Source organism: Anaerostipes stercorihominis, from assembly GCF_057535655.1.
In genome coordinates, this window is the sequence record NZ_BAAJCL010000013.1 from 1 (window position 1) to 24,018 (window position 24,018).

The window sequence follows — 24,018 nt, forward strand, 5'->3', positions numbered from 1 at the left end:
TCCTCTTGCCCATTGCGCTTCGCACTGGACGAGCTTCGCTCGATAAGGTATAATATTACGTTGTTTGTAATGAAAACTCAAGAAAAGAAAGGAGCGTATAGTCTTTATTATACGGAAAAACTATGTTAGAAAGATTATTTAAGTTAAAAGAACATCACACCAATGTGAAAACAGAGGTCGTGGCAGGTATTACTACCTTTATGACAATGGCTTATATTTTAGCCGTCAATCCAAGTATCCTCTCTGATGCGGGCATGGACCCAACCGCTGTTTTACTTGCAACCTGTATCGCATCTTTTATCGGAACTGTCTGTATGGCGCTGTTTGCCAACCTTCCATTTGCGCTGTCTGCAGGAATGGGATTAAATGCCTACATGGCATACACTGTCGTCGGTGTTATGGGATACCACTGGCAGGTTGCACTTCTGGCAGTGTTCATCGAAGGGCTGATCTTTATTGCTCTGTCTCTGACCAATGTGAGAGAAGCCATTTTTGATGCAATTCCATTGAATTTAAAACGCGGTGTCTCTGTGGGTATCGGTATTTTTATTGCTTTTATCGGTTTGCAGAACGCGAAGTTGGTAATTCCCAACGATTCCACATTAGTTTCTATTACTAACTTTACGGAAAACTTCAGTTCTGCCGGAATTTGTTCTCTGCTGGCTGTGATTGGACTGTTTTTCACCGTTGTCCTGTACATTAAAAAAGTACCCGGTTCCATCTTAATCGGAATTCTGGGAACTTGGATTCTCGGAATGATTTGTCAGGTTGCCGGCTTCTATGTTCCGGACGTTCAGAATGGATACTACAGCCTGTTTCCATCCTTTGCCATGACAGATTTTTCAAAAATAGGCGAAACGTTTGGACAGTGTTTCCGCTTCGACTTTGATCAGGTCGGCATTTTAAACTTTATTGTTGTTGTCTTTTCCTTTTTATTTGTGGATCTCTTTGACACACTTGGAACTTTAGTCGGTGTCAGCACAAAAGCAAATATGCTGGATGAAAACGGAAAATTGCCTGGAATCAAACCTGCATTATTATCAGACGCCATCGCAACAACTGCCGGAGCCGTTTTGGGAACTTCTACCGTCACAACTTTCGTAGAATCTTCCGCCGGTGTTGCTGCCGGAGGACGTACCGGATTAACAGGCGTTGTAACCAGTATTTTATTTTTAGTCTCCATGCTGTTCGCACCGCTTTTTACCGCAATTCCTTCCTTTGCAACTGCACCTGCACTTATTATGGTAGGATTTCTTATGTTTGGTGCAATTACCGACATTAAATTTACAGATGATAATATGACCGAAGCAGTCCCTGCATACCTTTGCATTATTGCAATGCCGCTGTTTTACAGTATTTCCGAAGGAATTTCCATTGGTATCATCTCTTATGTTTTATTAAACTGCATCTGCGGAAACGCAAAAAAGATTAAGCCTCTGATGTTTATTCTGGCAATCTTATTTATTTTGAAATATGCACTTTTATAAAAAATACACTTCGGATTTTTGTTGCTCAAGCTTGAGGGCTTTCCGATAACACAAAAAAACCATAGCCGACAGGCTATGGTTTTTTTATGGTTATTACAGTGTCAAATATCCGTCCATTTGATATCGTATCATATCTGATCTCCGCGGAAAAGGCTTCATAACATGATCTGCCATCCTATAACGCCAAATTATTATTTTACAATTCTTCGGACACCCCAGACACTTCGATAATCTGCGGAAGAGGTGTGAATTCCGGTTGCCGTACTTCCGGCATGAACTACGGTGTTGTTCCCAACATAGATTCCTACATGCCCCACGCCATTCACAACATTGTAACAAATCAAATCTCCGGGCCGCTTATCATTCCAGCTGACTGCTGTTCCGTAATTTCTCTGATCGGTTGAGCTGTGAGGCAGAGAATATCCAAAGTGTGCATAGACCGCTTTGGTAAATCCAGAACAGTCCGCCCCGTTGGTCAGACTTTCTCCTCCCCATTTATATGGATTCCCGATAAACTGCATTGCGTAATTTGCAACCTGTGTTCCGGCGGTCTGACCGTCTGACGGTGTATACTGTGACGGTTTGCTCTGGGACAAATACTGAGAGCTGACATAACAGTAAGCTCCGCCGTGTTTTACTTTGGTCCACCCTCCGGCTGCACCATAACAGGTAACGCTTGTCCCGCGTGTATAATATCCGGCTGCTGCTGATTTTGTAGTTGCCTTCTTACGAATTGTCAAAGAACCGGCCGTAACATATCTTACATATGTACTTGCTGCTTTTTTTACTTTTTTCTGAACTTTCGGTTTTTTCTTTGACAAATATCTGGTGGCAACATAACGGTATTTCTTTCCATAACGAACTTTTGTCCAGCCGCCTTTCTTTTTATAACAACGAACCTTCGCTCCCTTTTTATAGGAACCCACAACCTTTCCTTTGGAAGATGCTTTTTTCCGAACCTTCAGGTTACTTGCCGTAACATATCTTGTGTAGGACGCATAAACATCGTGGAGCTTACGATCTGCTGAAAAGGCAAACATACAGCACATTGTCAAGGCGCAGGAAAGGATAATTCCAAACAGTTTCTTTTTCATGTTTCCTCCCTTACCATCTATTTTATTCTAACACTTTTATATTACCTTTTTTCAGCTTTATTGTAAACAGTTTTGTAACATCTTTTTAACAACTTTAATGAATTTATACAGATGTCTTAACACTCTTTTTGTATCAGATCTTTGATTGTCTGCATCCACAAATCCACCGACGCAATTTCATCTGCACATCGTTTCAATTCTGACCGAATTAATTACTCATTTTCAATTTTGTGTTTATATTTCATCTGCTGTTCCAGACTTGCCCAGAAGTCTAACGCTATGGTCCGAATCTGAATCTCTGCCGTAACATCCAGATGCGGCAAAAAAAACAATCATATGATAACTGCGATAACCGTTTTTTCGGGTATGCAATATAATCCTTTATTTTTACGATTTCCAGCCACTCCTGCTCCTGAATCCATTGGGAGATTCGATAGATATCATCAAAAAAAGAACAGATGATCCATATCCCAACCGCATCATTCACTTGATGCAATGCTGCGTCTGCACAGATGGAAAGGTGTTTCTTTTTTAATTTTTTCATCATACTCTGAGGCGTCTTAATTCTGGACTTAAAATATGCGATGATATTTTCATTGTTTGAACCCGGATCTCTTTTTTGAAAATCATCAATCAGCGCCTCCAATTGTTTTTTTGCCTCTATGAGTTTTTTATAATCCTTCCCATAAAATTGTTCAAATCTCATAGAACGTTCCCTTCTCCTTCTCAAGATAAAATGACCGTTATTAACAGAGATTTTTCATCTTCTGCAAGCAGCAATCTCATTTTGTCATCCTCCTTTATCACCAATATACATTGATCCTAACAGGAAAGCCTTAAATGAACTTTAAATTATCAGTAAAACGTGCAAATCTCCTCTCAGAAATTTGCACGTCTTATGAAAGCTCAGGAAAGTAATCGAATCATATGTTGGGTTGCTGCATTCACCGTATTGATTTCTGCTTCCCGGGATCTTGACCCAATATGTGCTGTTAAAATAAACTGCTCCATAGCAAGCAACTCCTGCACCCACGACTTTCCTGACGGCGGTTCTGTCGTAAATACGTCGGAAGCTGCAGCATATAGTTTCCTCTGCCTGAGCGCCTCATATAATGCTCTCTCATCCACAATTCCGCCTCTTGATGCGTTAATTAAGATTGCATTGGACTTCATTTGTTCAAATTCTTTCTCTGAAATCATATGTCTGGTATCATTGGTAAGAGGTACATGAAGTGTAATCACGTCACATTCTTCTAAAATCTGGGCTAAATCCGCCTGTACCGCATCGTATTCTTTCAGAACTTCTTTTGGGAGTTCAAAAATATCATATACCATAAGTTTCATTCCGATGCCTCTTGCCATTCTTGCAACATTTTTTCCAATCGCCCCAAAACCTGCAATTCCAAGTTTTTTCCCTTTTAACTCATATCCGGTTGGCTTATCCCAGCCTCCGCATTTTACTCCGGCTGCATTTCCCACCAGACCTCTTGCACAGGCAAACATCAGTCCCACCGTCAGCTCTGCTACCGCATTGGAATTGGTTCCCAAACACCGCTCCACCAAAATCCCAAGCTCTCTGCATGTCTCCAAATCAATATTATCTGTACCAACCCCAAATTTTACAATGCCTCGAAGATTTTCACACTCCTGAAGCAGCGCTCTGTCTAATTGATCTACGCCTACAATGATTCCTGCTGCTTTCTTTGCTTTTTCCATGAAGACATCTCTGGGAAGCGGTTTCCCGGTACAGTTTATATCCAGCTCATATCCAAGGTCTTCCAGCTGTTTGGCAGCTTCCCTTCCATATTTGGCATATCCTCTGGGCGTAATTAAAATCGTACTCATTTCTCTCACCCTTTTCTTACCTTCAACACAATTTCACGAAGACGTTTTGCATTGGCTGCAATCTCCTGTACCGTTCCCTGGGTCAAAAGACCTCCCACTCCTACGCAGTCTACTCCGTTTTCCATCCATTCTGCAAGATTTTCAAAGCTGGCTCCTCCGGAAGCCATGATCGGCAGATTCGGACAAGGCACTTTCAATACCTTTGCCAGACTCGGTCCATAAAAATTGGAAATCGGAAACGCTTTCACAAAAGATGCACCTGCTTTCAATGCTGTGATCATCTCTGTATAGCCTGTGCACCCCGGCGCATACGGAATTCCATACAAGTTGCAGATTTCCTGTACGCCCTGGTCATAGGCAGGAGCAATGATAAACTGCGCGCCGCTCATAACGGCAAGGCGCGCTGTTGTCGCTTCCAGAACGGTCCCTGCACCTACGATTAATTGATCTCCAAACCTTTCTTTCAATGCTGCAATCACTGTTCCCGCATTGGAGTTCGTATAACTGATTTCCAGAGCCCCAACACCTCCCTGCAAACATCCTTCTGCAATCTCATATCCTCGTTCTATAGTCTCCACACGGACGACTCCCAGCAGTCCGATTTCTTTTAATTTTAGAATCACTTCTTCTTTTGTCATATTCTTCCCCTTTCCTGTTTCTTCGTATTTCTCTGGAAGTTATAAACATTTTGCGCTTTAATCCTGTTTGAATAAGACTATCTTTTAAATGTGTACCCCCAGTATAATTATCAATAAAGTATCCTTCCACCAACACCGGATGCACATAAACCTCCGCATAATCCTCCCCGATTAGCTTTGGATTTTTGCTGTCCAGATTTTTTTTATACGTTGCAACACTGCTGGAATAATTTACGTACCCAATCCCTGTCTTTTGCATTGTTTTCATCCAGTAGTCTCCATAACAATTTCTCAGTGTACTGCCATTAAAATAGCTTGCTCCGATACAGCGCATCGTTTGAAACTTATGTTTTTTCAATAGCGGTATTATTGCAAACAGCACCGGAATATCATAAAAAGCACAATGATGTGAATCAATATTCATCAGCGAAAATCCGGCTTCTTTATATTTTAAAATCTGCGCTTCCAGTTCCTCCCCGATTGTGTCTTTATATATGGGAAGCCGGCTGAAAATTTTTCCGGGCTGATACTGAAACAAATCTGATCTGGCATATTGTTTTAGTTTTTTGATTCCCCCGGTTAAAGGAGTTCCCTCAAACAAATTGATATGCAGACCAACCTTCTCTGCAAATCCGTACCTATGCGCGATTTCAGCTGCCTCATCAAAATAATTGGTATTTGTTACAATCGAGGTTTGAGAACAATAGCCTTCTTTCATTGCCTTTTCAATGCCAAGATTTGCCTCATGCGTCATTCCGAAATCATCTGCATTTAATATGATTTTCATAAAATCTCCCTCTTTTAAAAGAAACCGATCAAAGTTCCTGCGGCGCCTATCACAATTAATATTAGTAGAATCATATTCACATTCACTTTTTTCTTCAGTAAATATACCGTAAGCAAGGTAATTGCCAGAGGCAGAATTCCTTTAAAAATGCTGTCTAATACAGCAGTCTGCACATCCAGTGTTCCGGTACTTAATTTTAACTTTAATCCAGATTCGATCGTTACATAAGAAGCCGTCAAGCCCCCAAGAACCGTTGCTCCCACAATGGTTGCCTTTTCTGTTACACGGTTCAGCAGCCCGCTTCCGATAATTTTTCCAATTCCCTCACGCCCCATATAATATCCTTTGGTGTAAGAAACATATCCAAGACCGAACAAAACAATTCCGATGGTCAGCAAATAAATGACCGGTCCCAAAAAGTTCCCTGCTTTTGCCATTCCGAGAATAATTCCCAATGCAATCGGAGACAAGGTTCCCTGCCAGATGGTATCTCCGATTCCCGCCAGCGGTCCCATCAGACCGGTTTTAATGCTGGAAATCATTTCAGGATCTACGTCCTCCCCATTGGCTCTCTGCTCCTCCAATGCCAGGGTAATTCCAAGAATACATCCGCCCACATTCGGCTCTGTATTAAAGAATTCCATATGCCGTTCACAGGCTTCCTTCATTTCCTGAGTTCCTCTGCCGTAAAGTTTCTCCAACCCAGGAGCAATGGCATGGAGAACTCCAGATGCCTGCATTCTCTCATAGTTATAGGTTGAGTGACTGAAAAAGGTCCAAATGAAATAGGACTTTATAATATCTTTTTTACTTAATTTTTTCTGTATTGTTTCTCCCATAATATCCTCCTATACCGCCTGTGGGTTTTCATCCTTCTGTAAAAGAGCCAAAATCACGGCCAACACGCCAATGACAACCATCGGAAGCTCCAAATAAATGGACAAAATAAATCCCAACAGCAAATATAAATATGCCTTTGATCCGGTATTTGCCAGAATCGCTTTAAAGTTCATAGCAATTCCCAGCGCCGGAAGGATGGTTCCGATGGTACTTAAAATATCAACCACTGGTGTTCCCGACAACGCATGCAGCATTTCGGTCACCGCCCCGGAGCCGCTAAATACCACAATGGCAACCGGTACGGTATAAATAATGCATTTAAAGATTTGTGAAGGAACAATATTATAAAAAATAATTTTCTTCACATCTCCCGTGGCTGCAATCTTATCCATCCGATGGACAATGAAAATATCTCCAGTCATATATACCATCCACAACAGATTTCCAAGCAAAGAAATCGGCACCGCCAGCGTAACGGCTACACCTGCAGATGTATTTGAGATGATTGCCAGCGCCGTTCCCACGGTTCCCGCCAGCCCTTCGTCCATCGTCTGTGCGCCTCCGGCAGTAATCTGTGCCAAATACGTAACATTAATTGCCGCTCCCACTATACACCCCTTGACAGGATCCCCCAAAATCAATCCGACCATAATACCGGAGATCAGCGGTCTGCGCAGCGCCCAGCTCATATTTACAGTCAACCAGGGAGTTCCATTTGCTCCAAGATAATAAACCAATCCGATCAGAATTGCCTGAATCATTGATACTTCCATAAATTTTCCTCACTTTCTATAACGTTTTTTCCAGTTCCACCTTCTCCATATTGGGAACCACCTGAATATACACATGTACCTGTTGTTTGAGAAGTCCTGCAAAGATTTCTCTCTCTTCATCACTGGCAGAAATATTTTTATAAAGCTTTCTGCGCTCCTGTTTGGAACCCATTCCGCCAAGATTAATTTCTGTAATCTCCACTCCCTTTTCCAAAAGACTCTCGTAGCTTTCCGGTCCCTTTGCCAATACAATAAATTTTTTCTCCTGATTGTTTTTTTCTTTCTTTAAATACTTTGCTGCCGCTTCTATTGTCATGGCTTCTGCTTTTAAATGTTTGGGCACAGCTCCTGTAATCACAGCGCTTAAAAAAGGATCTTTCGCCACCTTATCATCTGCAATTATAATTTCATTTCCTCCAGTGTACTGTACCCATGCTGTCATAACCTGTCCATGAATCAGACGATCATCAATTCTGGCTAACACAATATTACTCATTTTTAGTTTCTCCTTTTCTTCTTTCTCCAATCATAATTCCAAAGTTAACTTTGCAATTCCCTGATTTCCAGACTCCACCAACTTCTCTGCCAAGGCATAGACATCCTCCGTTTCTTTCTGAAAAACCGCCTCAATAACCATTCCAAGATTGACCCCGGATACACAGGCAATTTTCTTCTCTCGGATCTGACTTATGGCCTGTGCCGCTGCATTATACGGACTGGCACCCAGCAGATCTGTGAAAAATAAGACGTCATTTTCTGAACTTTGAGCCATGATCCTGATTTTTTCTATAAATTCCTCAATACTGTCCTCATGCCGAAGTCCTATACACTGCAGTCCATCCTGCTCCCCTGCAACCAGATTCACTGCATCCTTTAGTCCTTCTGCAAGGCTGCCATGCGTAGCAATCACAATATCAACCATGAATATCCTCCTTCATTTTCAGTTTTTCATTGACCACTCGTTTTGTATGCGCCTACATCACTTGCCCCAATCCTAACCCATGAATTTTCTTTTCGCAAATTTTCACTATACACACTAATTTTCTTTTAGAGTACACTTTTCTTTGTTGAAAAACAGCGTTTTAACACACTCTTTTTCTTTTGTGTATTTTCTGTGCCTGTTTTTCCTAGATCCTTTTCTACTTTTTGTGTATAATAAATTCATACATTACGCACCAAAAACAGCACGCAGGGAGGATACAATGTCTACCAATAAAGAAAACATTATTCAGTTTATAAAAAAAGAAACCGCCGCCGGTCTCTCAGAAAATCTTTATACCTTTGAAAAATGCAATGCTTTAATTATTTCGATGGAACTATTTCTCGATCGCTCCAACGTCTCAAGAACCTTAAATGAATTGCACCGCGCCGGAATTCTTATCAAAAAAAGCGGCCGGCCGACCACGTATCTGTCCAAAGAGGTCCTCAACCATACCTTTCCTTTCGCCTCGTTTCCTGATACTCTGGAAAAAAACGAAGATATTGAAAATTATCTGAGTCAGCCGATTCTTTCCCGGCAAAGCGCTACAAAATCTCTTTCCATCATCGGGAGTCAAAAAAACGGCTCTCTTCATGAACTGGTCAATCAGGCGCTTCCGATCTTTTATCTTCCTGAAAATTTTTTTAAAATCTTAATATTAAAAGGGAACTTTGGAACTGGAAAGAAATACTTTTTAAAGAAATTGCTGGAGCGCGCCAAAAATATGCAGCGGGCTGAAAAAACAGCAGAAGTATATTTTATGGAATACCAGAAACCATTTGAAAATTTTTCTGACATTTTGACTCGAATTCAAGAACACAAAGACGTTTATCTTTTCAATGTTGATATGACCATCCACGCCCCGACCTCCAAAGAACTTCTTTCTTTTTTACGGTCTCTGGAACTTTTCTATGAAAATAAGGCCCATTCTCCAATCTTTGCCCTGACCATACCCTCTGACTATGATCCGGAAACTTTAGCCTCCGTCACACCGATGATTCTAAATTTTCCAGATCTTTTCGAGCGCCCGGATATCGAGATCGTGCAGCTTACACTCTCCATCATTCAGCAAGAAGCCGTCCGTCTCTCAAAAAATATCTCCGTAACCGCTGATTTTCTGCGGGTTCTCTGCTCAAATTGCCGCAATTGCCACCATCTCAAACAGGAAATTGTCTACGCCGTAAGCCAGAGCCTGTTTTCCTCTTATCAACAGGGAAATCTCCATGCGCTGTATCTGGAAACAAGCCATCTGTCCGAATCCTGCAGACAGCTTTCCAAATCTGCAGATTCCTACACCCTTCGCCACTTTCCAGAAACCATTACTTTAAACTTCTCGGAACCCGCTGATTTTTCCAAGGATCTTTCACAATTTCAGACCGCTTTTACCGATCAGGCTCTTCCTGATATTGGACTCTCTGATTATTTTATCCGAAACTTTACCTTATGCGACACAAAATATCCTTCCGATCCTACCGGATCATTTTCCAAGGATTTTCTAGTTTCCAGTTTCAAACAATTATTTCAAAAAACGCTCTTCTCATCTGATCCGATTTTGCTTGACGCTTTATGCATTCACGTTGCCAATGTTCTGAAGGGTGACTTTCCCGTACAAAAAATGCCGCTTCCGGAAAATTTCCCGGACTCGCCTTTTCCTTCTAAAATGAAAGCCATTGCAGAATCCCAAAATTTAAGCGTCTCCAATCGTCAGAAAAAATACCTTGCCGTGTTGTTACATTACTGCGAAAATCTTCTGAGCAGCATTCCGATTCCTGTGATTGTTGTATCCAGGCATAGTCTGACGACAAGGAATTATATTCATCTGTTCAATCTTCATTATAATCGGCGCTGGCTTTATTTTTTTAGAGTTCCAATGAAGTTTTCAAAAGAACAGCAGACCACATGGCTCAACCAATTATATCAATTTGCACTAAAATGTAATCGCGGACAAGGGGTTTTCATTTTATCCGACCACGAAATAAAAAATACAATTTCCAACTATTTATTTCCAAAAACAAAATTAATTACCTACTGTATCCCCCTTCATTCTTTCCTGATTTTCAAAGAAATCGGTGAATTGATATCGGACCATCCTTCCAGTATATTTTCCATCATTCCAAACCTGCTGATCTGCCAGCAAAAAGAGTTATCCGTCCTGAAAGATCATCATCTGACCAGCCACACCTTACGCGCTGCTGATCAGAATCTTCTGTTTGCCGGAAAGCTGATGCCGGGGCTGTCTGCAATCAGGTATGGCGAGTATTTTTATAAAGTTTTAAAGCAAATCACGAAAAAATTAGAAATTGAAATTACAAATCACCGGATTCTTAATTTTTTGTTTCACGGCAATTGCATTCTGTTCCAAAGAAAATATCAGATGAATTTTTACGAACAGTTTGAAACCCGTACGTTTCCAACAGACCCCGGTCTGATGGAAATTCTAAAGACCTGTATTGAAATGACTTGCGAACTAAAAGAATTTCAGTTCACAGAAACAGAATATCTTGTGCTGTATGAAGCGCTGGTATACAGCACAATTTCTGTTTAAATGGGGATATGACTAGCCTTCTCTGTCAAAGATTGCCAGCGCCGTTACACCTATGACGATACATGCAATTCCAAGAAGGTCCATCCTTCCAAAAACCTCATTTAAGACTACCACAGATAATATGGTAGCTACCAATGGCTCCACGCATCCAAACATACTGCCCCGCACCGGTCCCAGCAAAGAGATTCCATGGAGATAACAGCCAAAAGCAATGACGGTTCCCACCAGCACAACACCCGCTGTTAGTAGAAGTGTCCAGACATCCCATCTCCCGGGAACCATCCAAACCTTTGTAAAAGGCGTCACAAACAGCCCGCCGATCAGCATTCCCCATCCGACCGTTGTCATGGTTCCAAACTTTTCCAAAAGTTTTTTTGGCTGAATATTATATACCGTACAGGCAGCTGCCGAGGTCAGCCCCCAAAATAAAGCCTGTCTGGTAATTGCAAGATTTCCTATATCTCCATGCGTCGCCATTAAAAAAACGCCTGCCATAACAGCAATCAGAACCAAAATTTCTAAAAGCTTCGGCTTTCTCTTTTCTACAATCGCATAAAATATCATCACAATTACCGGGAATATGTATTGAAGTACGGTTGCTGTTCCCGGATTTGAATATTCGATCGCCAAAAAATATGTCATTTGACATGCCGCCATACCAATCAGACTAAAAATTAATTGACCGATTGCAGTTCTTCGTTCCTTCCAAACTTCAAAGATTTGTTTTCCCTCTGCCCGATACGCGAGGGCAAGCATCATCACCCCCGCTCCCAACAGCCTCACAGTTACCAGCCATTCTGCATTTAGTCCTCTCATATCAAACAAATATTTTCCCATAACTCCAGACAAGCCCCAGCACGAGCCTCCGGCAATGGTAAAGAAAACACCTTTCTTGCCACGATCCATCTTCCTTTTCCTCCATCTTGTTCTTTCATATGTTATCATAATACCTTATCAGGCAGAGCTCGTCCAGACCGAAGATTTTCTTAAAATTTTTCTTGACTTAAGTACGATTTCATACTAATATGGTTTATTGTCAAAGTATGATTTCGGACTTATTGAATAAGGAGATTATTTTCATGAATTACAAACAAGGACGTGAAATGAAAGAATTTGATTCTTTATATAAAGAAATTGATGAAAGTTACCATAATATTGCTCTTGCTCTCGGACTTACAGATACCGCATTTCTTGTTTTATATTCTCTCGTAGAATTGGGTGACGGTTGTCTGCAAAAAAATATCTGCGAAATGTACTGCATCAGCAAACAGACTGTAAATTCCTCTGTGAAAGCCTTGGAATCCAAAGGCTTCTTAAAAAAAGTTGCCGGCAAAGGAAGGGATAAACATTTGTTCTTTACAGAGTTTGGACGAGACTTTGCCAACCGCAGCATCGGTCCGGTGATCGAGATGGAAAATCACACATTTGCCTGTATGCCCAAAGAAGAACGTAAAGAGCTGCTGCGGCTCACAAGAAAATATTCGCAAATTTTAAGAGAACATGTTCAATTATTTTTAAAGGAGACTTCAGATGAAAATTAGATTATCCGATCATTTTAGTTATCAAAGACTGCTTCGATTTGTTCTGCCTTCCATAATTATGATGATCTGTACATCTATGTACAGCATTATTGACGGATTGTTTGTCTCAAACTATGCAGGAAAAACTGCTTTTGCGGCAATCAATCTGGTCTTCCCTGTTTCTATGGGGATCGGCGCCGTCGGATTTATGATCGGCTCTGGAGGAAGTGCTATTGTTGCCAAAACACTGGGAGAAAAGAAGGAGAAGAAAGCCAACGAATATTTTTCTATGCTAATCTATACTTCCTTGATTTTAAGTACCGTTTTGTCAATTCTCGGATTTTTCTCTATTGAACATATTTGCAGGGCTTTCGGTGCTTCCGGAGAGCTTTTGAAGCTTAGCAGCGCCTATGGGAGAATTATGTTTCTTTCTCAGCCGGCTTTTATGATGCAGACCATTTTTTATAACTTTTTTATTGCAGCAGAAAAACCTTCCTACAGTTTAAGGCTTTCTTTAACCTCAGGACTGGTCAATATTGTCTTTGATTACCTGTTCATTGGAATTTTAAACTATGGGGTCACCGGAGCTGCGGTGGCCACCGCCATGGGAGAATTTGCAGGCGGCTTCTTTCCTCTGTTTTATTTTTCAAGAAAAAATACAAGCCGCCTTCGTCTTGTAAATCCTGTCTTCTATCCCAAAATTTTACTGTATACCTGCCTGAACGGCTCCTCCGAATTTATGACCAACGCCTCTTCTTCGGTTGTTAATATGCTCTATAACCATCAGTTAATGGCAATTGCAGGAGAAAACGGGGTAGCAGCCTATGGTGTAATTATGTATGCAAACTTTATATTCTCAGCCATTTTTCTCGGATACTCCATGGGAAGTGCACCAATTACCAGCTATCATTACGGCGCCGGAAATCATCCTGAGCTCCAAAACATCTTAAAAAAGAGTCTTTCTTTGATTGCCGTAACCGGATGTGTCCTGACCCTTCTCTCCGAAGTTTTTGCATATCCTCTGATTCACCTGTTTGTCGGATACGATCATGATTTATTTTTCATGACGCTAAGCGGCTTTCGCCTTTATGCTCTCGCCTTCCTGATGAATGGGTTTAACATTTGGGCATCCTCCTTTTTTACCGCCCTCAACAACGGGCTGGTGTCGGGGCTAATTGCTTTCCTCAGAACCCTTCTATTCCAGATTGGCGCTATTATGCTGCTACCTCTCTTCCTTGGAATTAACGGCATCTGGCTGGCAGTTGTGACCGCAGAACTCTTCACGCTGTCAATTAGTATCTACTTCTTAAAAAGCAGAAAAAAACAATACCATTACGCATAAAAACCATCGCCAACTTGACATACCTTCTGTTTTCATCTATATTTAACTTTTGTGAAATTTTTGATATAATAGAAACTAAGTACGACGTATGACGAAGCGTATGAAAGGAGTTTCCTATGAGAGATGCTTTACGGGATGAAATGATAAAAAAAATATGCGTCAGAGATGGAGATAATATTTTAGACGTCGGATGCGGCAACGGGACTTTTTTACACGAACTAACTCGATGGAAAGACGTGAAAGGTTATGGAATTGATAAATCCGAAGCTCTGATTGACACTGCCAAAGCCAGTTGGCCGGAGCTTCATTTTGAAACCGGATACAGTGATTTTCTCGCCTTTGATGATAACAGTTTCCGAATTATTACGGTCTGCGATGATTTTCACACTTTCAAAAACCCGGAAACATTTATTTATGAAGCTGCCAGAGTTCTCGCTCCGGGCGGCCGCCTGTATATCGGAGAAGCTGCACTTCCAGAGCCTCTGCGCATTGTCTCCAATCTCCCCTCTTATCTCACTTCGGGAGATAACCGACGCCACTCTACCTATGAACTGCTAAACTACTTTAAAAATGCAGGTCTCACAAAATTTCGAGTCTACAAGAAAAAAAGACTGCTTTTAGTTTCAGCAAAAAAAAATCCTGATTCTCAGAACCAAGAATAGAAGCCATTTACGGCAGATCAAAAGATCTGCCGATCATCTTTTCTGAAACATTCTTGTTCTTTACAAAAGCCAGTCAAAATAACGACTGTTTTGTAATTTCTCTACAGTATCGCTTCCAAGAATCTTCTCCATCTTCTTTTTTGCCTTTTCATTAATTTTGATTTCATCATCCTTTGTTGCACACAAATTCGGAAACATTACACACCACCAATTATGCCCCTGTGCCTTCCCCAAATCTACTCTCACCGCATCATATCTTCCGGCAGGAAATGTATAATTTCCATAAGTTTTTTCCGGGAAATTTTCCTCCGTAAAACGAACTGTCACAGTTTGCCGCACCCCGTATTGATTGAGGGTATGCTCCGCTGTCTTCCTGATTTCCTCCTTCCGTTGTTTTAGTATCTTCCATGCCTGTTCCTTTGTATTGACCGATTCCATCCAGGGACTTATATAATCAATGACGGCATCCCGAACTTTCAGTTTATATCTCTGATCGCTCTGCCTGTCACTGTTTGCCCGCACATGAAATCGAATGATATTTCCTTTTAAATTTTTTCCTATATTCTCTGAATTTTTCTTTCTCACTGCAATACATATAAAAATTACTGCAAGAAAAAAACATCCCCCAACTATGATTTTCTTTTTCATATTCAGAGGATGTCCTGTTTTTAATTTTTTATTCCAATTCCATGCAAAATTGTGTGAGTATCACCGTCGTATACTCCCTGCAAGGTTTTTATCTCACAGCAGAAATCCCGCAAGCAGATAAAGGGGAGCCGTAATTATTGCCGCAATGACAAAATACGGCTGTGACGTAATATATTGGGCATATGGTTTTACATTGGTTCCTTTCGCAGAAACTACTCCGGCATCTGAAACAACACAGGCATTTGCTCCAAATAAACTGGCAGAAATAATTGCTCCCAGTGTCAGTGGAATGTTCGCTCCAATCGTCGGCAGAACCACCATAAGAATCGGAATTGCGATCTGGTACAAGGTATAATTCAAACTATATAAATATTCTGTACAGCTAAAAAAGACAAAAAAGATAAATGGGATCAGACTAACATAAGGAATTGCCCGGCACACCTGTCCTACAAAGGCTTCCATTCCCATATCGTACATTACCGTCTGCATAGCATACCCAATAATTAAAATGATTGTCATTTCTACCATGTCCATACACCCGTCCACCACACATTTTGTATATTCTCCAATGGTGAAGATTCCCTGAATTACAAATAAGATTCCTGTAATAAATGTTGCCGCTCCAAAAGCAAGAAACGCATCATATTCAAAATAGACAAGAAAAAATGCAATCGAGAGCATCGGGAGAATCAAATTTAACAGGCTGATATTCTGATGTCTTGGATCGTTGATCCATTCTTCCTCCTCGTCCTCTTCTCCATCCTGAGCATCTCCCATCTGAATTCCTTTCTCCGCCATGGCATATGCCTTTTTCATCATTCCGATCTTCGGAAAAAAACCGATGGCAAATAAAAACGCAATCATACACGCAATAAATGCAAAAAACATGTATGGAATGGTCTGCACAAAAATATCCGCTGCTTCCGCCACATTTTTAACATTCTTCGCCTCCGCAATCTGATAAATTACAAAATATCCCCATGCGCCAAAAGGAAGAATCTGTGATATACAGGTGCTGAATGTCCGCACGACAAATGCCAAAGCCACTCTTGGTCGTTTGATACTCTCAATCAAACCAGAAAATGCCGCCCCCGATGTCAGCGCAGATACGTAATCATCAATGGACATTGCTCCCGCATACACTGCACAGGTCCCCAGAATCAGCCGTTCATTTTTCCCAAACTTTTTGGTTACCATTGTCGTAAAGCTTTTCATCGTGCCGCTTCGCTCAAGCGCAAGAATCATTCCTCCGCACAGCATAAATGACATATACATACTAATGGTTTCCTGATCCTGCAGATTCAGTGAAATATCCTTTAAAAAACCCAAAAAAGCTCCCTGCTTATGCCACATGATATACATGGACAGAGTTCCCATAATCAAACTTTCCATGACGTCTTTGCTGACCAGTGCATAAATGAACAATCCCGCCAGCGGCAGCATAATCAAAACGCTTCCTTCAATCCAACTCTTTGGCGTGACCCAAAGAACTCCCTGAAATATGATCCAAAAGACCCAAAGTTTGAATCGTTTTGCATCTATTCTTTTTGGATTCATATAGAAAATGATTCTTCGTAGAATACTCAATTTCATAATTCTTTGTTCCCTTCATTTTTATGAGATCATACCATCATTTCATACCAAGTTCAATATTTTCATGAAAACAAACAAAAATTTGCATCCCCACTGCAACTCTTGTATAATAAAATTGTGTATTTATATGAATACAACTACGAAGCAATCTGTTGTTCAATAAAGGAATCAACTATGAGTTTTCATTCTAAAAAACAAACAATTATAGAGCTAACCAGCTATATGGTACACAAACATTATTGTGAAAACGATCCTGATGCCGTAACCGCCTTGTTTGATGATACTTTCAGCTGGTTTGGCTCCGGAGAAGAAGAATATGCATTAGGAAAAGAAACTGTCACACATATTTTTCAGCAGTTTCATGGAATGGTTCCCCGCTGTAATATTTCCGACGAGGAATATCATGTCCTTGAAATTACTCCGGATATCTTCCTGTGTACCGGACGAATGTGGATTACCACCGATCCTTCTACTCAAATGTATCTTCGCGTCCATCAGAGAATCACGACGGTGTTTCGCCGGACAGAAACAGCCATCCGATGCTGCCACATTCATATTTCCAATCCTTACAGTGAAATGATGGAAACTGATGTGGGATTTCCGAAACAAATGGGACAGCAGTCTTTTGAGTATCTGCAAAAATGCATTGCGGAGCAGAAAATGAAAATTCAGGAACAAACCGCCATGCTGGAGCGGATGAGCTATGAGGACTCCATGACCGGTTTGTATAACCGCAATAAATTTAACCAGAGGGCAGATGAATATCAGGGAGAAGGGAAAAATCGGTTAGGCGTCGCATGCTTTGATCTCAATGGGCTGAAAACAGTCAATGACGCAAAAGGACACTGTGCAGGCGATGACATCCTACGCCGCACCGCACATCACCTGAAACACTTTTTTTATAAGAAAGCTTACCGTATTGGCGGCGACGAATTTGCAGTCATTGATGAAGCATCCTCCGAACATGACTTTCTTACTGCTATCACTTCCGCCCAAAATTGCATGGAAGAAGAAAATATCAGTACATCGGTTGGTTTTTGCTGGCGTTCTTCTCAATGCAGCATTTGGGAACAGTTTGATATTGCAGATCAGCGGATGTACAAAGAAAAAGTAAAATTTTACAGCGTCGAAAAAAGAGACCGCCGCTAACTAATTTTGATATTTCATCCCTGCTTTTTGATAAAGATTTTCCAGATTTTTTCCTGTGAAATTTAAAAGAAAGGGTTGACGAATCAGATTTCCTGTAGTATTTTAAAGCTACAAGGTCATATGACTGACGGAGTACGTGGAATAAACCACATGGAAGTATGATCATTTAACGCCGACCGTCTGGGCAATTTGCCTGGACGTGCGGCGTTTTTTCTTCTCTGTCAGAAAATCCTTCTGAGTTTTCTGGAGAGGGAAAATGCTCTGTGAGAATGTACACGATGTACAGGGGAGAGCAATGGAAACTTAAGCAGACTTACCCGTGCTGTTCTGATCTTAGGATGATACATTTTACAAGGAGGAACCTTTATGAAAGTTGGCAGAGTCCATTCCATAGAATCCATGGGACTGGTGGATGGACCGGGAATCCGGACTGTGATTTTTTTTCAGGGCTGCGCCCTTCGGTGCCGATTTTGCCATAATCCCGATACCTGGGATTTTTCCGGCGGTGACACCTACACTCCGACACAGCTTGTCAAAAAAATCAGTCGGTTTAAACCATATTTTAAAGACAACGGCGGCGTTACTTTTTCTGGTGGAGAACCACTTATGCAACCAGAATTTCTCACAGAAGTTTTAAAGCTCTGCAAGCAGGAACAAATCCATACCTGCATTGACACTGCCGGTTATGGAATGGGCTGTTATGATGAAATTTTATCTCATACAGATCTCGTACTGCTGGACCTAAAACACATTTACGAAACAGATTATCAGAAGATGACCGGAAAACCGATGAACCATTTTTTACAGTTTTTAGATGCCCTAAAGGAACATCAAACAAAACTCTGGATTCGTCATGTGGTCGTTCCGGGGCTCACAGACAGCCAGTCTCATATGGAAGCTTTAAAAAGCTATATTGACACAATTCCCAATGTGCAAAAAGTTGAACTGCTTCCTTATCATCTTCTCGGTACAAATAAATATGAAGTTATGAATCTCCCTTACTCTTTGGAGGGAGTTCCCGCTATGGATCGGGAAATAACACGCAAATTACAGGAAACCTATTTTAATGGAGGAAGGTTATGTTAAAAGAATGGATGGGCTTTCACGATGGTGAATGGACCAAAGAAACAAATGTCAGAGACTTTATTCAGAAAAACTATACTCTTTATGAGGGGGATGACTCTTTCCTTGCAGAAGCATCCGATAAAACCAAAAAAGTATGGAGCAAGTGTGAAGAGCTTCTTGCCCAGGAATTGAAAAATGGCGGCGTACTTGATGTCGAAACAGAGATTGTATCCGGTATTACAAATTTTGCCCCAGGATACATCGACCAGGAAAACGAAGTAATTGTTGGTCTTCAGACCGATGCCCCATTAAAACGAATTGTCAATTTGTATGGCGGAAAGCGAATGGCTCATCAGTCTCTGGAACAATATGGTTATAAATTAAATCCGGAAATTGACCGACATTTCAACGAATACCGCAAAACACATAATGAGGGAGTTTTTGATGCCTATCCGAAACGTACCCGTCTCGCCAGAACTGCCGGACTTTTAACCGGACTTCCTGACGCATATGGCCGCGGACGCATTATCGGTGATTATCGCCGCGTTGCCCTCTATGGAATTGACTATTTAATAGAAGAAAAACAAAAAGATCTGGATCTCGCTGATGGACCAATGACCGAGGACCGGATCCGTCTGCGTGAAGAACTTTCTGAACAAATCCGTGCTCTTGGAAAAATAAAAGAAATGGCAGCTTCCTACGGAATTGATCTATCCAAACCTGCTTCCAATGCCAAAGAAGCGGTTCAGGCAGTTTACATGGGGTATTTAGCAGGAACCAAAGAAAATAACGGAGCTGCAACTTCTCTTGGCCGCACCTCTACTTTTTTGGATATCTATCTTCAGCGAGATCTGGAAAACGGTGTTATCACAGAAGAAGAAGCTCAGGAGCTGATTGATCAGTTTATTATCAAACTGCGTCTGACCAGACATTTAAGAACCCCGGAATATGATGAACTCTTCGGAGGAGATCCGACTTGGGTAACAGAATCCATCGGCGGTGTCAGTGTCAACGGAAAACCTCTCGTTACAAAGAATTCTTTCCGCTACCTGCACACATTATATAATCTCGGAACTTCTCCTGAGCCAAACTTGACGGTATTATGGTCTGAGAAGCTTCCTTCAAACTTTAAGCGTTACTGCTCTAAGGTTTCCATTGATACTGATTCTATTCAGTATGAAAATGATGATGTGATGCGTCCGGTTTACGGCGACGATTACGCCATTGCCTGCTGTGTCTCTGCCATGAAAGTCGGAAAACAGACACAGCTATTTGGCGCAAGATGCAATCTTGCAAAAGCTCTGCTCTATGCTATCAATGGCGGAGTCGATGAGAAAAAAGGCATTCAGGTTGTTCCGGGAATCGAGCCTATTACTGACGATGTCCTCGAGTTTGAGAAAGTATGGGACAACTACAAAAAAGTTATGGCTTATGTTGCCGAATTATATGTGGATACAGTAAATATTATTCATTACATGCACGACAAATATGCTTATGAAGCAAGTCAGTTTGCTCTGCATGATACAAACCTCGAGCGAATTGCCGCTTACGGAATTGCCGGAATTTCCATTGCCGCCGACTCGTTATCTGCAATCAAATATGCAACGGTAAAACCAATCCGCAATGAACACGGCGTAGCGGTTGACTTTGAAACTGTCGGAGAATTTCCAAAGTACGGAAACGATGACGACCGTGCTGACGATCTTGCAGTAAACACTGTAACGTTCTTCTCCAATGAGCTAAAGAAACATCCGATTTACCGCAATGGAATACACACTTTGTCCGCTCTGACCATCACATCCAATGTCATGTACGGAAAGAAAACCGGATCTACACCAGACGGAAGAAAACTCGGAGAACCTTTAGCTCCGGGCGCTAATCCAATGCACGGCAGGGATGTTAACGGTGCTCTGGCTTCTTTAAACTCTGTTGCTAAGATTCCTTATCGCGATGTATGCCAGGACGGTGTATCCAATACATTCTCCATTGTGCCGGATGCTCTTGGAAAGGATTCCGCACAGCAGGAAGACAACTTAACTTCTATTTTAGATGGATACTTTGTTCAGGGGGCACATCACTTAAATGTCAATGTTCTCCACAGAGAGACACTCATAGACGCAATGGAGCATCCACAGAAATATCCGACGCTTACCATTCGCGTTTCCGGATATGCTGTGAACTTCCATCGTCTGTCCAGAGAGCAGCAGGAAGAAGTGATCAGCAGAACCTTCCATCAAAGTATGTAAAACAAATTCAGCAGAAAAATCTTTCCGTATCCGGCTATTCCGGCTGGACGGAAAGATTTTTTTAACTCTTACGAAAACGATTGAAAACAGGAGACCAAACGATGCGTACCTTTCAAAACTTTATACAATATTATAAACCATACAAAAACGTATTTTTTTTGGATTTGGCATGTGCTGCTTTTATCAGCATCATTGACCTGGCATTTCCTCAAATTCTGCGAACACTCACAAATACTTTATTTCTGGAGGATAGCTCCGTGATTTTACAGAAGCTTCCGCTCATCGGCATGACGCTTTTGCTCTGCTACATCCTGCAGGCGCTGTGCAAATATTACGTCAGCTGTCAGGGCCATATTATGGGCGCCCAAATGGAGCGGGATATGCGCCAACAGCTCTTTGATCACTATGAAAAACTTTCTTTTTCCTATTACGATCAAAATAATACCGGTCAGATGATGAGCCGTCTGGTTTCAGATTTATTTGATATCTCTGAATTCGCTCATCACGGACCGGAAAATCTTTTTATTTCTCTTGTAAAAATTATCGGCTCCTTTCTTTTCCTATTTATGATACAGTGGAAACTGGCGCTGATTCTCTTGACTGTAGTTTTTTTTATGATCTTTTTTTCCGCATCCCAGAACCGCAGAATGCAGGCAACCTTTCTGGATAACCGCCGTAAAATCGGAGACGTCAATGCGTCGCTTCAAGACTCTCTGGCCGGAATTCGCATCGTTCAGTCTTTTGCCAACGAAAACATTGAGCGCGAGAAATTTCACAATGGCAATGAAGCCTTTTTAGCCTCCAAACGAGAGAACTACCATGCAATGGGAACATTTCAGGGCGGCAATACCTTTTTTCAAGGGATGATGTATCTGATTACCTTAATTGCCGGAGGCTATTTTATTGCTTCCGGAGAAATGACAGCCGGTGATCTTGCAATGTATGCATTGTATATCGGAATTTTCATCAGCCCGATTCAAATTCTTGTAGAGTTAACTGAAATGATTCAAAAAGGACTGTCCGGATTCCGCCGCTTTCAGACCGTTATGGAAATCGAACCGGACATTACCGATTCCCCAAATGCCGTGCCGATTCAATGCCCGAACGGAACAATTCATTATCATGACGTATCCTTTTGCTACGAGGATCATGAAATTGTTTTAAACCATATTGACTTTGATATTCCGTCAGGAAAATCCGTTGCTCTTGTGGGACCATCCGGAGGCGGAAAAACAACCATCTGCTCTCTTCTTCCAAGATTTTATAATCCTGCGAAAGGTCAGATTACAATTGGAGGACAAAAGATACAGGATATCACTCTGGAAAGTCTGCGAAATTCTATTGGTATTGTTCAGCAGGATGTTTATCTGTTCGGCGGTACTGTCAAAGAAAATATTGCCTACGGAAAGCCTGACGCCTCCATGGAAGAAATTGTATCCGCTGCAAAGAACGCAAACATCCATGAATTTATCATGGAACTTCCCGATGGTTATGATACTTTTGTCGGGGAACGCGGAACCCGATTATCCGGCGGACAAAAACAAAGAATATCCATTGCCCGAGTTTTTCTTAAAAATCCGCCGATTCTGATTCTCGATGAAGCGACCAGCGCACTGGATAATGAAAGTGAACGTCATATTCAAAAAAGTCTGGAGGCCTTGTCCAAAAACAGAACAACCATTACAATCGCACATCGGCTCTCGACCATCCAACATGCCGATGAAATCCTTGTTATTGACAATCATACCATACAAGAACGAGGAACTCATACCCAGCTGCTTCAAAAAGGCGGTATTTATGCAAAATACTATAACATGCAGTTTGAAGGATTGTAGGCGGTCGCCAAGGTCTCAGGCAAGCCCGGACTTTGGCTCATTGCTATCACAAAGAAAAGCCTTCACAGGGGAATCCCTTGTGAAGACTTTTTATGTATTACCGAATCTGATTTGCACTAATCACAACATTTCCTTTGCTAGCTTTCACTCCCTTTGCTTCCAATAATTCAGAAACTGTGCAGACCTCAAATCCCCTTTCTTTCAGCTTTGGAAGAACTTTCTCTACCGCCTCTACTGTCTGAAGATGAATGTCGTGCATCAATACAATATCACCATCTTTCGCATTTTTCAAAATCGCTTGAACTGTGGCGTTTGTATTTCTGGTTTTCCAGTCCAGCGTGTCAATATTCCAAAGAATCAACGGTCCGTCCACATTGTTCTTAACCGTCTGATCAATGGCTCCATACGGCGGGCGGACACTGACCGCTTTGCTTCCGCAGGCAGCCTTGAGCGCCTGATTCATCATTTTCATCTGCTTCCTTACTCCGGCAGCCCCGATTTTCGTCAGCTGGGGATGGTTGTAAGAATGCCCGGACACTTCATTTCCAGATTCTAACACTTTCTTTACTGACTCCGGATATAATTTTGCATTCTGTCCCAACATAAAAAATGTTGCCCGTGCGTCATTTCGTTCCAGCGCATTGATCACCCGCTCTGTATTTCCGCGCTTCGGACCATCATCAAAAGTAAACGCTATTAATTTTTTACTTTTATCAATTTTTCTTGGAACATACAGCGCATTTTTCAACTGTTTTCCAGTATCTTTGGCCAGAATCTCCTCATTGGCCTTTACCATATACTCGCCCATCGAGCGATTCACCTTCTGGTAGCTGGTACGGCTGACCTTTGAAAAGATTACCGTTCCCAAAATTATCACCACAACCACTCCAAGAATCACGGAGATTCTTTTTGTATTCCATTTTCTTCTTCTTCCTCTAGACATAATACCCTTCTTCTTTCCTTACATAAT

Annotated in this window: 23 protein-coding genes and 1 riboswitch; of the genes, 9 read left to right on the top strand and 14 right to left on the bottom strand. The window is 41.5% G+C overall.

Annotated features, from left to right (window positions below):
* Positions 1–122 precede the first annotated feature (122 nt).
* A complete protein-coding gene (locus AC27EF_RS10850) occupies positions 123–1,487 on the top strand; it encodes an NCS2 family permease (RefSeq protein WP_487110780.1) in 1,365 nt (454 codons plus the stop codon).
* Between the two features lie 191 nt (positions 1,488–1,678).
* Here the strand turns inward: AC27EF_RS10850 and AC27EF_RS10855 are convergent, their stop codons facing one another.
* From AC27EF_RS10855 to AC27EF_RS10900, 10 genes are all read right to left on the bottom strand, one after another.
* A complete protein-coding gene (locus AC27EF_RS10855; RefSeq protein ID WP_487110781.1) occupies positions 1,679–2,581 on the bottom strand; it encodes an NlpC/P60 family protein in 903 nt (300 codons plus the stop codon).
* Between the two features lie 212 nt (positions 2,582–2,793).
* Positions 2,794–2,913, bottom strand: a complete 120-nt coding sequence (locus AC27EF_RS10860; protein ID WP_487110782.1) for a RelA/SpoT-related domain-containing protein — start codon at positions 2,911–2,913, stop codon at positions 2,794–2,796.
* Positions 2,859–3,287, bottom strand: coding sequence for a RelA/SpoT-related domain-containing protein (locus tag AC27EF_RS10865; RefSeq protein WP_487110783.1), 429 nt, complete (start codon positions 3,285–3,287; stop codon positions 2,859–2,861). Before AC27EF_RS10865 ends, AC27EF_RS10860 begins: the two co-directional genes overlap by 55 nt.
* A gap of 200 nt (positions 3,288–3,487) precedes the next feature.
* Positions 3,488–4,426 (bottom strand): phosphoglycerate dehydrogenase, encoded by a 939-nt coding sequence (locus tag AC27EF_RS10870; protein WP_487110784.1) that lies wholly within the window; start codon positions 4,424–4,426, stop codon positions 3,488–3,490.
* 5 nt (positions 4,427–4,431) lie between these two features.
* Complete coding sequence (locus AC27EF_RS10875; protein WP_487110785.1) at positions 4,432–5,064, bottom strand: beta/alpha barrel domain-containing protein; 633 nt, start codon at positions 5,062–5,064, stop codon at positions 4,432–4,434.
* Complete coding sequence (locus tag AC27EF_RS10880; protein WP_487110786.1) at positions 4,979–5,851, bottom strand: ChbG/HpnK family deacetylase; 873 nt, start codon at positions 5,849–5,851, stop codon at positions 4,979–4,981. Before AC27EF_RS10880 ends, AC27EF_RS10875 begins: the two co-directional genes overlap by 86 nt.
* Positions 5,852–5,865: 14 nt before the next feature.
* Positions 5,866–6,690, bottom strand: a complete 825-nt coding sequence (locus AC27EF_RS10885) for a PTS system mannose/fructose/sorbose family transporter subunit IID (RefSeq protein WP_487110787.1) — start codon at positions 6,688–6,690, stop codon at positions 5,866–5,868.
* 9 nt (positions 6,691–6,699) lie between these two features.
* On the bottom strand, positions 6,700–7,464 hold the full coding sequence (locus AC27EF_RS10890) for a PTS mannose/fructose/sorbose/N-acetylgalactosamine transporter subunit IIC (protein ID WP_487110788.1): 765 nt from the start codon (positions 7,462–7,464) through the stop codon (positions 6,700–6,702).
* A gap of 16 nt (positions 7,465–7,480) precedes the next feature.
* Entirely contained in the window at positions 7,481–7,960 is a 480-nt protein-coding gene (locus AC27EF_RS10895; protein WP_487110789.1) for a PTS sugar transporter subunit IIB, read from the bottom strand.
* A 30-nt stretch (positions 7,961–7,990) separates the two neighbouring features.
* Positions 7,991–8,386: a PTS sugar transporter subunit IIA gene (locus AC27EF_RS10900; protein WP_487110790.1), complete on the bottom strand. Its 396-nt coding sequence runs from the start codon at positions 8,384–8,386 to the stop codon at positions 7,991–7,993.
* A gap of 280 nt (positions 8,387–8,666) precedes the next feature.
* On the opposite strand from AC27EF_RS10900, the gene AC27EF_RS10905 reads away from it, so the two are divergent.
* A complete protein-coding gene (locus tag AC27EF_RS10905) occupies positions 8,667–10,988 on the top strand; it encodes a transcriptional regulator (protein WP_487110791.1) in 2,322 nt (773 codons plus the stop codon).
* A gap of 12 nt (positions 10,989–11,000) precedes the next feature.
* On the opposite strand, the gene AC27EF_RS10910 is transcribed toward AC27EF_RS10905, so the two are convergent.
* Positions 11,001–11,894, bottom strand: a complete 894-nt coding sequence (locus tag AC27EF_RS10910) for a DMT family transporter (protein ID WP_487110792.1) — start codon at positions 11,892–11,894, stop codon at positions 11,001–11,003.
* A 173-nt stretch (positions 11,895–12,067) separates the two neighbouring features.
* Between AC27EF_RS10910 and AC27EF_RS10915 the strand changes: the two genes are divergently transcribed.
* The 3 genes from AC27EF_RS10915 to AC27EF_RS10925 all read left to right on the top strand — a co-directional run bounded on the left by AC27EF_RS10915 (position 12,068) and on the right by AC27EF_RS10925 (position 14,512).
* Positions 12,068–12,529: a MarR family winged helix-turn-helix transcriptional regulator gene (locus tag AC27EF_RS10915; RefSeq protein ID WP_487110793.1), complete on the top strand. Its 462-nt coding sequence runs from the start codon at positions 12,068–12,070 to the stop codon at positions 12,527–12,529.
* A complete protein-coding gene (locus AC27EF_RS10920; RefSeq protein WP_487110794.1) occupies positions 12,519–13,850 on the top strand; it encodes an MATE family efflux transporter in 1,332 nt (443 codons plus the stop codon). Before AC27EF_RS10915 ends, AC27EF_RS10920 begins: the two co-directional genes overlap by 11 nt.
* Before the next feature lie 116 nt (positions 13,851–13,966).
* Positions 13,967–14,512 carry a class I SAM-dependent methyltransferase gene (locus AC27EF_RS10925; RefSeq protein WP_487110795.1) on the top strand — a complete coding sequence of 182 codons (546 nt, stop codon included), beginning with the start codon at positions 13,967–13,969 and terminating at the stop codon, positions 14,510–14,512.
* A gap of 60 nt (positions 14,513–14,572) precedes the next feature.
* On the opposite strand, the gene spoIIR is transcribed toward AC27EF_RS10925, so the two are convergent.
* Together spoIIR and AC27EF_RS10935 are read right to left on the bottom strand one after the other, a co-directional pair.
* On the bottom strand, positions 14,573–15,160 hold the full coding sequence (spoIIR, locus tag AC27EF_RS10930) for a stage II sporulation protein R (RefSeq protein WP_487110796.1): 588 nt from the start codon (positions 15,158–15,160) through the stop codon (positions 14,573–14,575).
* A gap of 93 nt (positions 15,161–15,253) precedes the next feature.
* Positions 15,254–16,753: a Na+/H+ antiporter NhaC family protein gene (locus AC27EF_RS10935; protein WP_487110797.1), complete on the bottom strand. Its 1,500-nt coding sequence runs from the start codon at positions 16,751–16,753 to the stop codon at positions 15,254–15,256.
* Between the two features lie 174 nt (positions 16,754–16,927).
* Between AC27EF_RS10935 and AC27EF_RS10940 the strand changes: the two genes are divergently transcribed.
* The 4 genes from AC27EF_RS10940 (at position 16,928) to AC27EF_RS10955 (ending at position 23,048) form a co-directional block, all read left to right on the top strand.
* Complete coding sequence (locus tag AC27EF_RS10940; RefSeq protein ID WP_487110798.1) at positions 16,928–17,902, top strand: diguanylate cyclase; 975 nt, start codon at positions 16,928–16,930, stop codon at positions 17,900–17,902.
* Between the two features lie 110 nt (positions 17,903–18,012).
* A riboswitch (ZMP/ZTP riboswitch) is annotated at positions 18,013–18,095 on the top strand.
* A 173-nt stretch (positions 18,096–18,268) separates the two neighbouring features.
* A complete protein-coding gene (gene pflA / locus AC27EF_RS10945) occupies positions 18,269–18,988 on the top strand; it encodes a pyruvate formate-lyase-activating protein (RefSeq protein ID WP_487110799.1) in 720 nt (239 codons plus the stop codon).
* Entirely contained in the window at positions 18,982–21,213 is a 2,232-nt protein-coding gene (gene pflB, locus AC27EF_RS10950) for a formate C-acetyltransferase (protein WP_487110800.1), read from the top strand. The genes pflA and pflB overlap by 7 nt, the downstream gene beginning before the upstream one ends.
* 101 nt (positions 21,214–21,314) lie before the next feature.
* Positions 21,315–23,048: an ABC transporter ATP-binding protein gene (locus AC27EF_RS10955; protein WP_487110801.1), complete on the top strand. Its 1,734-nt coding sequence runs from the start codon at positions 21,315–21,317 to the stop codon at positions 23,046–23,048.
* A gap of 97 nt (positions 23,049–23,145) precedes the next feature.
* Here the strand turns inward: AC27EF_RS10955 and AC27EF_RS10960 are convergent, their stop codons facing one another.
* Positions 23,146–23,991, bottom strand: coding sequence for a polysaccharide deacetylase family protein (locus AC27EF_RS10960; RefSeq protein WP_487110802.1), 846 nt, complete (start codon positions 23,989–23,991; stop codon positions 23,146–23,148).
* Positions 23,992–24,018 lie beyond the last annotated feature (27 nt).